The 12,661-nt window shown below is 42.2% G+C and carries 9 protein-coding genes and 1 pseudogene; 4 read left to right on the top strand and 6 right to left on the bottom strand.

Annotated elements, in window-relative coordinates:
- Positions 1 to 9: 9 nt before the first annotated feature.
- From WDV75_RS00425 to uspA, 4 genes and pseudogenes are all read right to left on the bottom strand, one after another.
- Positions 10 to 1,044, bottom strand: coding sequence for a hypothetical protein (locus WDV75_RS00425; protein WP_273559388.1), 1,035 nt, complete (start codon positions 1,042 to 1,044; stop codon positions 10 to 12).
- Between the two features lie 644 nt (positions 1,045 to 1,688).
- Positions 1,689 to 1,868 (bottom strand): annotated as a pseudogene (locus WDV75_RS22055) (IS982 family transposase); the annotation flags it as partial.
- A 101-nt stretch (positions 1,869 to 1,969) separates the two neighbouring features.
- Positions 1,970 to 3,313, bottom strand: a complete 1,344-nt coding sequence (gdhA, locus tag WDV75_RS00420; RefSeq protein WP_273559391.1) for an NADP-specific glutamate dehydrogenase — start codon at positions 3,311 to 3,313, stop codon at positions 1,970 to 1,972.
- Positions 3,314 to 3,571: 258 nt separating this feature from the next.
- Complete coding sequence (uspA, locus tag WDV75_RS00415; protein ID WP_273559393.1) at positions 3,572 to 4,003, bottom strand: universal stress protein UspA; 432 nt, start codon at positions 4,001 to 4,003, stop codon at positions 3,572 to 3,574.
- 298 nt (positions 4,004 to 4,301) lie between these two features.
- Here uspA and uspB point away from each other — a divergent pair, with 298 nt between their 5' ends.
- Entirely contained in the window at positions 4,302 to 4,631 is a 330-nt protein-coding gene (gene uspB / locus WDV75_RS00410) for a universal stress protein UspB (protein ID WP_273559395.1), read from the top strand.
- Between the two features lie 55 nt (positions 4,632 to 4,686).
- Here the strand turns inward: uspB and pitA are convergent, their stop codons facing one another.
- On the bottom strand, positions 4,687 to 6,177 hold the full coding sequence (gene pitA / locus WDV75_RS00405; RefSeq protein ID WP_273559412.1) for an inorganic phosphate transporter PitA: 1,491 nt from the start codon (positions 6,175 to 6,177) through the stop codon (positions 4,687 to 4,689).
- Between the two features lie 298 nt (positions 6,178 to 6,475).
- On the opposite strand from pitA, the gene WDV75_RS00400 reads away from it, so the two are divergent.
- A complete protein-coding gene (locus WDV75_RS00400) occupies positions 6,476 to 7,675 on the top strand; it encodes an NAD(P)/FAD-dependent oxidoreductase (protein ID WP_273559397.1) in 1,200 nt (399 codons plus the stop codon).
- 84 nt (positions 7,676 to 7,759) lie between these two features.
- On the opposite strand, the gene WDV75_RS00395 is transcribed toward WDV75_RS00400, so the two are convergent.
- Positions 7,760 to 8,326 carry an Ail/Lom family outer membrane beta-barrel protein gene (locus WDV75_RS00395; protein WP_273559399.1) on the bottom strand — a complete coding sequence of 189 codons (567 nt, stop codon included), beginning with the start codon at positions 8,324 to 8,326 and terminating at the stop codon, positions 7,760 to 7,762.
- 780 nt (positions 8,327 to 9,106) lie between these two features.
- On the opposite strand from WDV75_RS00395, the gene WDV75_RS00390 reads away from it, so the two are divergent.
- The gene (locus tag WDV75_RS00390; protein WP_273559401.1) at positions 9,107 to 10,237 is read left to right on the top strand and encodes an acyl-protein synthase; all 1,131 of its coding nucleotides are present in this window, start codon (positions 9,107 to 9,109) and stop codon (positions 10,235 to 10,237) included.
- A gap of 1 nt (position 10,238) precedes the next feature.
- A complete protein-coding gene (locus tag WDV75_RS00385) occupies positions 10,239 to 12,659 on the top strand; it encodes an acyl-CoA reductase (protein ID WP_273559403.1) in 2,421 nt (806 codons plus the stop codon).
- The last annotated feature ends 2 nt before the right edge of the window (positions 12,660 to 12,661 follow it).

The following is a 12,661-nucleotide window of genomic DNA, read 5'->3' as shown; positions in this document are numbered from 1 at the left end:
ATTCTTTTTTTATCCTATAGTCAAATATATATTTTTGTTTGTCATTGAAAGAAAAAAATAACCGCCATCTTCACCAAAGAATAATTTTTTGTCTAAATAACTTACATACGTCCAAAAAGCAGGCGGAGTTTCTCTTATTAATTTTTCAACCTTTCTTGTTGATAAATTTAATTTAACTATACTTCCATCTCTAATCTGCAATATTAAATATGGAGTATTATCTTTATATATTAAATCTGACCATCTTATTTTAAATCTAGCTTCATAAATAACCTCTATATTCTCCAGGCTTTCAATGTCAATTTTGTACACTCTTCTATCAAATGATGTTGCATAAGCAACTTTATTTATATGGTCATATGTCACATGCTCAAAATCATCATCGGAAAATTTTGGACCAATCTTATAATTTAAATCATGCTCATTTAATCGTACAACGCATCGAGCATCTGTTGCGATAATGTATTCGGAATCATTCACTTTTTCAAACCAGTGTATAGATTCATTGATGTTATCTAATTTAATAGTTCTTATAGAATCATCTTTAAGATTTATTTTACCAATAATTCCATTACTAAAACCAACCAAAATATTTTCATTTTCTGTCCAACATAACGTGACAATATCATATAACACATCAAACCTAAAATTTGATACTATATTTTCCATATCTGATAAATCAGCTATCATGCATGTTGAATTAGGAGATCTAAATGCAATTTTTTTACCATCAGAATTAAGAGCTATACCTTGGCTCTCACTTCTTGAAACCTGGTATCCATCTTCAATTATATTATTCAGCCCATTAAAAACCCCATTTATTTTTATCTTTTCAGATAAAACCTCACCTATAATTACATCATAATTTTGTGATAAAGCTGCAAAAATACCATTTTTTATATCTATTGCTGAAATGGTTCCATTAGACACTTTTTTTTCATCCAAACAATCCAAATCGTCAAAGTCAAAAAGTACTATTTCACCCGTTTTTGTTCCAGCAAGTATTCTATCGCAATATACCTTTGTTGCATTATAATGTCTCATATTTCATATCCATGTTGTTTTTATTCTTTTAATGTGAAGGCCTTAGCAGCCTTCACATCTCTCAGCACTATTTACTGTTCTCACTTTTTAAAGGACGGAAAGCAACATTGCGTACACGTTTTTGCATTTTCATATTTTCTCTCCAATTTTAAGAAACCCAACCGGAACAAAACGTTACTAAAAAGTTAACATTTTGTTATTTTTTTATAACAACATTAATTTAACCTGTCAAATATTTTATTTATATTCAATATTCACCATATGATTCATACAATTAGAAATAATATGATGCCCTTCTCTGAATTCAATATTAATTAACAAATTGATTTTATTTTAATAATTATGTTTATTACCCAGAATTCTGTTTAAGCCGTGTCACTAGAAAACACGCCAGCTAAAAATCAACAGAAATTCTTTTATATTTCGATGGCGTAAATATCCTATTTATGAAATGATTTTTAACTGCCTATTAATGGTTTTAATGATAAAACGCCTTGATAATATTATATTATTCCATCCAGCTTATAGGCGATCTTTCATATTTCGTCGCTTTTTATGATGAATACGTAGCCTACCAATGGCGATGATATGAAGCGTGCTATTCACTGCACGAAAGACGGCAACACTGGCTTTTCCTGAAGAAGTTCCAGATAAAAATTTTTAAAATCACAGTAATATGACAGGTGAAAGAAGGGCCGAATGGTTATGGTTTCGCTGGGATACATGCGATCTTGTCTGCGGCGCAGACGATACCTGTTCTTGAGACAAAACGGCTTCCATTGCGGAATGCAAAAACGACAAAAGTCATCAACATCGCCGAACATTTCCACTAATGGTTTATTGCCTGTTCCTCCCCAGAGCGATTTTGGATGTGCACCAAAACCTTGCTCTTGGAACAGGCAATTTGACCATGCTATTGGTTATATTAAACAATGCCTTGTGACAACATCGCATCCGCCACTTTAACAAAACCAGCGATATTTGCGCCTTGTACGTAGTTAGTTTGTTTCTCTTCTCCACCATATTCTACGCAAGCCTGATGGATATCGAGCATGATGTGATGTAAGCGAATATCCACTTTCTCTGCTTTCCAACTCAGACGCGCTGCGTTCTGTGCCATTTCCAAACCCGAAGTTGCCACCCCACCCGCATTAGCTGCCTTGCCCGGTGCAAACAAAACACCTGCTTCAAGGAAAGCCGTAGTAGCCTCAATCGTCGCCGGCATATTGGCGCCTTCCGCAACAGCTTTCACACCATTTTTAATCAATGTCTTCGCCGCTTCCAAATCCAGTTCGTTCTGCGTCGCACAAGGCAGGGCAATATCCACAGGAATGGACCACGGGTCCTGGCCTTTGAGGAAAGTCAGTCCACGCTCTTTAGCATACTCTTCCACACGGCCGTAGCGCTGGTTTTTAATCTCTTGGAGGTGAGCCAGTTTCTCCGCTGTAAAACCATCTTCATCCAATACCGTGCCGCCTGAATCCGATACTGTGACGACTTTTGCCCCCAACTCCATGCATTTTTCAATAGAATACTGGGCGACATTCCCCGCACCGGACACAGATACTCGCATACCTTCAAGTTCCATACCATGGCGTTTAAGCATTTCATGGGTAAAATAGACCAGCCCATATCCGGTAGCTTCGGGGCGGATCAAGCTGCCACCAAAAGACAGGCCCTTACCCGTGAAAACGCACGCCGTATTGTTGGACAATTTTTTCATCATACCAGCCATAAAACCGACTTCACGGCTGCCTACACCAATATCTCCGGCAGGCACATCGGTATCTGGCCCCAGATGGCGGTAAAGTTCTGTCATCAATGCCTGACAGAATCGCATAATTTCGCCGTGGCTTTTCCCTTTGGGATCGAAATCAGAACCCCCTTTTCCGCCTCCCATCGGCAGCGTTGTCAACGCATTCTTCAATGTCTGCTCAAAACCTAAAAATTTCAGGATAGAAAGATTCACAGAAGGGTGAAAACGCATCCCACCTTTAAAAGGCCCAATAGCAGAACTGAACTGAACACGCCATGCGCGGTTAACCTGTACTTTCCCTTGATCATCCACCCAGCAGACGCGGAATTGGATAACTCTTTCCGGCTCCACCAGACGTTCCAATAACCCTTGCTCACAATATTGCGGGTTTTGTTGCAGAAAAGGCCAGAGAGAGGTCAACACTTCTCGTACTGCCTGTAGGTATTCTACTTGATGCTGATTACGGGATTGAACCGAATCGAGAAATGAAACTAAAGATAATGAAACATTCATTTGGGCTTCCTTTTTGTCATTCAGATGTGATGACCCCCTGCCATTTTCCATATTATTTTTTTGTCGAAAATGTGAGGTAATTACGGTTTGCTTTCTGAATATAGCACTGTTCTATGCTTAAATTTCAACAACTATTTTTTATCTATTTTCTCAAAAATAACTTTGACAATTTCTAAACCAGTTTCATTATCTTTTTTGAGGATAAAAAAATCGCCTGCATAAGCAGGCGATTTTACGGAATAAAATATCAACCGAAGATTATTCTTCGTCACGTAAAGGTACAATCAACATATCAACATGAACGGTGTTAATAAGCTGGCGGGCTGAAGACATCAACTTACTCCAAAAATCCTGATGGTGACCACATACAACCAGATCCATATCGTATTGTTTAATCGCATCCACAAGGACTTGTCCTAAATCACCGCTGCCACTCAACGTTTCCTGAACAGGATAATCTGCACCAGCAGAGAGTTCTTTCAGGGAATTACGCGTTTCATCCGCGATACGCTCCTGCATATCGCCAAGATTTACGTCAATCAGGCCGGTATAGAGATCAGAGTAGTTAACATCAACATGGATCAGGGAAATTTTGGCATTGTATGGTTTCGCCAATGATACAGCTTTTTCCACCAAAATCTGACTTTCTGGAGATAAATCAACCGCAACAAGAATATGTTTGTAAGCCATAAGAGCTCCTTCCATAACGTCGTTTAAATGGATTGGCAACATTAAACGCCATGATTCGATGTTTATACTATAACCGCTCAATGTGTCTTTTGAGTGTTGTTGTGATCACAACTTATTGTTTTACTTTCAAACCAGCCACAATAGCGGATTATATGCCTTACGATAATACCCACTCAGCACTGTATTTTTAACTAAGATTTAATATAGTTATTATTCAAATCAAAACGTTTCCTATTGGTTTCTTCTTTTACTGGCAGCTATTGGCAATCTTTACTGCCACAATCAGGAGGAGGGAAGTATGTTCAGTACCATTGCACTATTTTGGGCAGTTTGCCTTATCTGCATTATTAACATAATGCGCTATTTTTCTTCGCTCCGTGTACTTCTGTCCATTTTACGCGAGTCAGACCCCATGCTGTATCAAGCCGTTGATGGGAATGGTTTTTTTAAAACTAATGGTCAATTCAATAAGCAGATGCGGCTCGTGCGTTATATCAATTCACAAGGTTATATCAATCATCACGACCCTGATGTCGTCTTATTGTGCGAAAGGATGAGGAAACAATTTATATTGACAGAAATGCTATGTGGCGTTGTCCTGCTATGCCTAATAGCGATGATGGTCTGAGATAAAAAAGGTTGGCTTACAATAAAAAACAGCCAACCCTTTTTCTAAGATGTGATTAGATCAGTTTCAGAGTGATCCAATACAGTAAGCCCGACAATGCAATGGAAATCGGCAACGTCAAAATCCACGCCAACATGATATTCTTGATGGTCTTGCTCTGCACACCACCACCATCAACCAACATCGTCCCTGCTACCGCAGAAGAGAGCACTTGTGTCGTGGATACTGGCATACCTGTATAGCTGGCAACACCAATAGAAACCGCAGCAGTCACCTGCGCAGAAACACCCTGGGCGTAAGTCATGCCTTTTTTGCCAATCTTCTCACCGATAGTCACAGCAACTCGTTTCCAGCCCACCATTGTGCCTAAAGACAGAGCAAGAGCCACGGCAACAATGATCCATAATGGCGCATATTCCACCGTACTGAGCAAATCTTTACGCAGCTTATTCAGGAAACGTGCATCTTCAAGGCTGGTTTCTGGCAATTTAGCCACAACGTTGGTCGTATCAGCAGCGCACATCAACATACGACGCATACTGTTACGTTGATCCGGCGTTAATTCGTTGAAATTTTGAATACTCGCCAACATGCTCTCAGCCTTGTTCAGCACCACTAATGCGCGTGAACTATCGCAATGGAACGTCATATCTAGCTGATTTTCAACAGGAGAAATAGCCGGGTTTAGCTCAATCGCATGAGTTAACGCTGGCGCATGTTGTCCATAATACTGTTGCAAGTGGACAACGGCATCACGAGTACGGGCGATATCATAACTGGTTGAGTTCATATTGACGACAAACCCCGCAGGCGCGACACCAATCAGAACCAGCATAATCAAACCGATACCTTTCTGACCATCATTCGCGCCGTGAGAGAAACTCACGCCAACAGCAGAGAGGATCAGGGCAGTACGTGTCCAGAATGGGGGTTTACGTTTGCCATCCTGTTTTTCACGCTCAACAGGTGTCATATGGATACGACGACGTTTTTTTGTACCACTCCAATAGCGGCGCAGTAAAAACACCATCGCTCCAGCAATGATCAGGCCAACAAGAGGAGACAGGATCAAGGACATGAAAATCTGTATCATCTTCGGAATATTCAACGCATCAACCACGGAAGAACTGGTTACTATCGCATTAGTCAGACCGATGCCGATAATAGAACCAATCAACGTATGGGAGCTGGATGCAGGAATACCGAAATACCACGTACCTAAATTCCAGATGATCGCCGCCAGCAGCATGGAAAAGACCATGGCCAAGCCGTGAGCTGAACTGACATTTAACAGAAGATCCGTAGGTAGTAGATGCACAATCGCATAAGCGACACTTAACCCACCAAGGAGAACACCCAAAAAATTAAAAACCCCTGCCATCACAACAGCAAGCTGTGAACGCATTGCCCGGGTATAAATAACAGTTGCTACTGCGTTTGCGGTATCATGAAACCCATTGATGGCTTCATAGAAAAGCACAAACAACAGAGCAAGCACTAACATAAGGCCGGTATAAAATTCCAGGCCAGTAAACAGATGTAGCATAAACGTTAAGCCAGTTAGTAGGACATGAACGCGCGCATTATCAGTGACAAACGTTAGCGGGAAAAGAGAAATATGACCTTTTTTTGATTTAATGATGGTCAAATAGCATAAAAATCCTTGCATTTGTTAACTATATCAAAGGGTTATTTAATTTTAATATTTTACTATTTTTTTGATGAAAAATAATTTTTCACCGCAGAAAGTTAAACCAAATGCCTATTTTTCTCCGTAGTTCGTGAACAGAGCCCTCACAATGCAGTGAATTCCCACAATTAACTCGGCCAAAAGAGACAAATGAATGGAAAAATTTGATGTAGTTATTATCGGTGCTGGCGCTGCTGGCTTATTCTGTGCTGCACAAGCTGGGCTTGCCGGATTAAATGTTCTGGTACTGGATAATGGCAAAAAAGCTGGCCGCAAGATTTTGATGTCCGGTGGCGGGCGCTGCAATTTTACCAACATGTATACCGAACCGGCGGCCTACCTTTCCGCCAATCCCCATTTTTGTAAGTCAGCACTTGCTCGCTATACCCAATGGGATTTTATTGATCTTGTACAACGTTACGGTATCCCGTACCACGAAAAAACCTTGGGACAGCTTTTCTGCGACGGCTCAGCCCAACAAATCATAGACCTGCTTTTGCAAGAGTGTGAAATAGGACAGGTAACAATCCAATTGCGCAGTGAAGTGACTCATGTCGAGAAGAAAGAGTCGGGGTTTGTCATTACGGCGGCTGGAAAAAAGGTAAGCGCACACTCACTTGTTGTGGCATCCGGTGGTTTGTCTATGCCTGGCCTGGGAGCTTCTCCTTTGGGTTACCGTATCGCAGAACAGTTTGGACTCAATATCTTGCCTACACGTGCAGCATTAGTTCCCTTTACCTTACATAAACCCCTGCTGGAACAACTGCAAACCCTTTCCGGTGTCTCGGTGCCTTCAGTGGTAACCGCAAAAGATGGCACTGTATTCAGGGAAAATATTCTGTTCACCCATCGCGGTCTTTCTGGCCCAGCTATTTTACAGATTTCCAGCTATTGGCAACCTGGTGAGTATGTGAGTGTTAACTTACTTCCTGACACAGATTTCGGGTGTTTTCTGGATAAGGAACGGGAATCTCATCCCAATCAGAGTTTGAAAAACACACTGGCTAAATTACTGCCCAAACGTCTGGTGGAATGTTTACAGTCTCTTGGACAATTGCCGGAACTGTCTTTGAAACAACTTAATGCCGCACAACAAAAGGCGCTAATCACAACCCTGCAATGCTGGCAGGTACAACCTAATGGTACGGAAGGTTATCGCACAGCGGAAGTGACTCTTGGCGGCGTGGATACGCACGAGTTGTCATCAAAAACGATGGAAGCTCATAAGGTGAAGGGACTGTACTTTATTGGTGAAGTGGTTGATGTAACCGGTTGGCTTGGTGGGTATAACTTCCAATGGGCCTGGAGTTCGGCGTGGGCTTGTGCGCAGGCTTTGATATTCCCTAAAAATTGAGAATATTGGATAGAACAACACCCTAAATACTCATACATCAGTTTGATATTCAGGGTGAAGTTTTGGGATAGCTATTGGATCAAATTAGAAATGATAACCAACGCCAACTGTCCACGTTCCTGCTTTAGCCTGGCTTAAATCAGAATATTCGTAGGAAACATCAACAGCTATGCTTGATGTCGGGTTGAATTGTAACCCTGTACCGTAGGCAACCGCTGTTTTCTTTTTACTTACACTTGGTTGTGCAAACATACGAGCTTTATCTTCAACATTAGCTGCACCAATCAAAGCATAGGCGCTGACATATTCATTGAAACGATATGTTGGACCAGCCATCAATGATCGATAAGTAATGTCCTCGCTACCAACATCTAACCCATTGGAATAATGGTAGTATTTTATTTTTAGCTTGGTTTGTGTAACTGAGCTGATAAAGCCCCAATTATCATTAATTTCATAACGGTATTTCAGGTTGAGGCCTCTTGGAGCTTTATCCAGATCCTTCAGGTTTAGTTCTTCTCCCTCAATCTGCATCTTTATATCGCTTTGGGCGTAGCCTAATGAAAGGGTATGTTTGCCACTTGCATGTGCTGTAAATGAAGAAATAGATAACCCCGCAATGATAGCTGAAGTCAATAGCGCTTTTTTCATTATAAGTATCTCTTTGTTATATAAATCGCGCAGCAATATACATAAATCACAAAAAAACACAACATAAAATATAACCTAACAAAAATAATTCATATAAAATAATCACAATTGGTTACTATCTTTTACACCGCATGTTATGGCGATACGTTTATAAGCGCCAAGTATATGAACCAATTAGCTCTCCAAAACCAATCTCACTTCAAGTTGCATGTGATTTCTCCCCGCTTCGCGGGGGAGATATAAATAATCCTCAATTGACGGTATCTTTACTTTTAATTTTCCGTATGGCGAAGCCAGATTTTTTTGAATATTAAATTCGCTTTAATTTCTTAAATTATCGCTAAAATAGGTGTTTTCCCTAATCTATTCACACACCAAAAGAAACTTAATTCCATCACACATAATAATAAATAATAAGATGGATGTATTAAATAATGATTGAATTAAAGACAAAACATTAGACAAACGGTTTGATTATTATCGCTTTGTTTGAAATAATGCGCTCCGCAAACGCAGGACTGACATAAACTGTAAGACGGAAAAAAAACATCTACCATTATCCGAAATAACACTGTTTATAAAAAATTACTACTGTCAGATCCAATATATCATCCTTCAACAACGCCCAAATAATTAAATTAAAACAGCCGCCAAATTAATTATTTCAATTAATAAATGCGGTCTATCAAAAATAATTACACCCAACCTAAGAATCAAATATTAATTAAGATATTTTAATTAATAATTCTTTATAGCTGTTACTGAAGAATGAGTGTTGATATGCAAAACTTACCTCACGTCAAAGCACTGTGTGCTATCACACATCCTTACCGTGCTTGTACCGAATATGACGCATTATTTAATAACGCCATGTGCGAACTGACACTTTATCACTGCGAACATACTCCTGGTTACGCGCAGTGGCTGGCAGATCATGGCTTGGATAAACAGGCGCTAATAACTCTGAATGATTGGTCAAATCTGCCTTTGCTCTTTGCCAATTATTTCAAACGTAACCTAATACTCAGCGACAGTGCGCACGATGCGCTGGAACTGACGTCCTCTGGAACCACCGGACAAAAAAGCCGTATGCGCTATGATGCTGCCAGTATTGCGGCTGCTCAGTATATGGTGGACTGTATTTTTGACTATTATGGCTGGAATACCCCTGATCAACCCTGTAACTACCTGCTGCTGAGCTATGAACCCGCGGGTGCCGTCACTCTGGGGACAGCCTACACCGATCAATTTCTGTGTAAATATGCGCCGGTAAATCGAGCTTATTATGCTTTGCGCCATAACGGACAAGATAATGAATTCGATCCCTTCGGTACTATTACGGCACTCCAGCAATTTGCTCAGGACGGATTGCCAGTGCGGATTTTCGGTTTTCCTGCCTTTTTGTGGTTCACCCTGCAAAGAATGGAACAAATGGGACTGCCAACACTAAAATTACATCCTGAATCGCTGGTTTTCCTCGGCGGAGGCTGGAAAACACATGCCGATAAATCCATTCCTAAAAAAGAACTGTATCAACGAATAACCGAGCAATTAGGTATCCCTGATATTCGCTGTCGTGATGGTTATGGCTCCGTTGAACATCCAGTTCCTTATGTTGAATGTTCTCACCATCATTTCCACGTTCCAGTTTACGCCCGTGCCTATGTGCGTCATACCACTAACTTAACCTGCCAGCCTTACGGGAAACCAGGTTTTCTGCATCTTACCTCACCTTATATCACTTCCTGTCCAGCACACAGCATCGTTACAAGCGACCTGGCTGTACTGCATTCCGGTGAAAGCTGTGGTTGTGAACTTGAAACAGATTGGTTTGAACTGCTTGGCCGCGCTGGCACGAGCAAAAGCCGTAGTTGTGCGATTGCCGCTTCAGAATTGATTAAGAGATCTTGATATGTCTTCCGTAAAAACCATGAATAATCCGATTTTTTCAGAGCAACTGGCAGAGCAAGAAATCGCGAAGTTGCATGAGCGTTTACCTGATTTGCTGGCACATCCCCATACTTCTGAGCAGGTACTTGATTGCGCGCAACGCTTTGCCGAATATCTTTCCAATTTAGGCGAACATCCACTATTTAATACCTCAATCAAGGAAGCGCTTATCGCTTTTTGCCAACGTGAAGCGCTGGAAACCAAGCTGGAGCGGGAGCTTGGGCAAAACGCTTTTTCACTGCGTCGATTCGATTACAACCAGAACCGATATGAAACCTGGAAGCCAATAGGCGTGGTCGTCCACATTACGCCTTCCAATGCTGAACTTCTGCCTTTTATGGCCGTGATAGAGAGCTTACTGGTGGGGAATATTAACTGGTTACGCCCAAGCAGTAACGACAACGGATTTAGTGCACAACTACTGGCAGAATTTTTAGCCCACGATATTTCAGGTGATTTAGCTACTCGAATAGCCGTCTTACCATTGCCCGTGACGCAACTGTCCGAGCTGTTCAGTCAGGCTGATGCCGTTTCTGCCTGGGGCAGCGATTCTTCCCTGACATCCATTCGTGCTCAACTTCCCGCAGGTTGCCGCTGGATAGATTGGGGGCATCGTATCAGTATTGCCTGGTTAAGCCCTGACGCCGCCGATGATACCCAATTGGATGCATTGGCGGATGATATCTGTCGTTATGACCAACAAGCCTGTTCCAGCCCGCAATGTTTGCTGGTCGATAGCGATGATCCTGAAGTTTTACAACATATCGGACAACGCATGGCAGCGGCTCTGCAACGCCGTGCCGGATTGCATCCAGCCCTGAAACCGGATATTCAGGAAGCTGCTGAAATTACGACGCAAACGGCTTTCCAACAGCTCGATTTTGCGTTTACGCAGGTTCGCGGTGAAATATGGCAAGCCGACGGCTGGCGAGTGATATGGCGACACGAAAAAGAATTAGCGGCGTCTCCTTTGTTCCGCACATTGCAGATACGCCCTGCGCCACGTCAGCATCTGTGCGCTATTTTGCTGCCCTGGCGTAACTATCTACAAAGCTGTGCTTTGATTACCCGTCAAGAGCATATCACCGAAATGAGTCATACCCTGTTTGCTGCGGGCGTCAGCCGAATCACACCGGCGGGACAGATGCATGATGGTTATAGTGGTGAGCCACACGATGGCGTCTACGCACTATCGCGCCTTACCAAACGCGTATCTGTCAGCCTTGCGTCTGATTTAATGGCAGGTTGCGCCCATCTTGATGTACCGCCATCGTGTCCACGCGGATTAGAAAACCGGCCTGTCATGAATAAGGCAGATTTTCAGGCATTAGTTCCTAACGATAAGGCACGCCTGTTTTTCCGCAGCGGCGGCAGTAGTGGTACGCCTAAGTTGGCTGCTTATAGCTACCATGATTACCACCGGCAGATGCAAGCCGCAGCCGATGGCGTATTTGCCTCAGGGCTTGAACCTGCAACCGATCGCGTCATGAACCTGCTGTATGGCGGGAAGTTGTACGGTGGCATGATGAGCTTCTTCACCATTTTGGATAAATTGGGCGTGACACAATATCCAATGGGTGGCCCTACTGATAATGATTTTAGTGAAATCGCTGATTTTATCGTACATCAACGCATCAATACGCTGGTGGGTATGCCAAGCACGATACATCGGTTATTTCTAAATGAAGAAACCAAACTACGCCAATATGGTGGTATCCGTAAGTTATTACTGGGGGGCGAACACCTCAATATAAATCAACGAAACTTCCTGACCAGCTTTGGCGTTACCCTGATACGTTCAACAATTTACGGTTCAGTCGATGCTGGGCCAATGGGTCATGCGTGCGCAGCCAGCGAGGACGGTGTTTTCCATTTAATGGCTGATACTCAATGGCTAGAAATTCTCAATATAGAGAATGATCAACCCGTAGCAGAAGGTGAAACAGGTCGTCTGGTATTCACTTCCCGCCACCGTGAAGCACAACCCGTCCAACGCTATGATTTAGGGGATCTCGGCTGCTGGATTAATCAACCCTGTTCTTGTGGACTGACTTCACCACGTTTCCGACTTAAAGAACGCCATGGTTCCCTGTTACGTGTAGGCAGTATTTTTTTCAATCTTGCTGATTTGTCTGAACAATTGGCATTACCCGTGCAATGGATAATCGACCATAACCATGATGGTGTCGATAACATTCAACTCTTGGTTGATCATGCTGATCCCCACACTGTGCGCCAAAATTTATTGAAAGATCCCAAAATCGCCGAAATTGTTGCAGGAAACCTGCTGAATTTAGACGTCATTTCCACTTCAAGTGCAGAATTTCACCGCAATGAACATAGTGGGAAAACACCATTATTCATCGACTTGCGTAAATATTAATT

It is taken from the genome of Xenorhabdus griffiniae, from assembly GCF_037265215.1.
GTDB classification, from domain to species: Bacteria; Pseudomonadota; Gammaproteobacteria; order Enterobacterales; family Enterobacteriaceae; genus Xenorhabdus; species Xenorhabdus griffiniae.
The sequence above is the reverse complement of the archived record's forward strand: the minus strand, read 5'-3'. Positions and strand labels throughout refer to the sequence as shown.

Excerpts from the sequence above, each read along its gene's own strand:
- WDV75_RS00425 (WP_273559388.1), bottom strand. The coding sequence starts at position 1,044 with ATGAGACATTATAATGCAACAAAGGTATATTGCGATAGAATACTTGCT.
- gdhA (WP_273559391.1), bottom strand. The coding sequence starts at position 3,313 with ATGAATGTTTCATTATCTTTAGTTTCATTTCTCGATTCGGTTCAATCC.
- uspA (WP_273559393.1), bottom strand. The coding sequence starts at position 4,003 with ATGGCTTACAAACATATTCTTGTTGCGGTTGATTTATCTCCAGAAAGT.
- uspB (WP_273559395.1), top strand. The coding sequence starts at position 4,302 with ATGTTCAGTACCATTGCACTATTTTGGGCAGTTTGCCTTATCTGCATT.
- pitA (WP_273559412.1), bottom strand. The coding sequence starts at position 6,177 with ATGCTACATCTGTTTACTGGCCTGGAATTTTATACCGGCCTTATGTTA.
- WDV75_RS00400 (WP_273559397.1), top strand. The coding sequence starts at position 6,476 with ATGGAAAAATTTGATGTAGTTATTATCGGTGCTGGCGCTGCTGGCTTA.
- WDV75_RS00395 (WP_273559399.1), bottom strand. The coding sequence starts at position 8,326 with ATGAAAAAAGCGCTATTGACTTCAGCTATCATTGCGGGGTTATCTATT.
- WDV75_RS00390 (WP_273559401.1), top strand. The coding sequence starts at position 9,107 with ATGCAAAACTTACCTCACGTCAAAGCACTGTGTGCTATCACACATCCT.
- WDV75_RS00385 (WP_273559403.1), top strand. The coding sequence starts at position 10,239 with ATGTCTTCCGTAAAAACCATGAATAATCCGATTTTTTCAGAGCAACTG.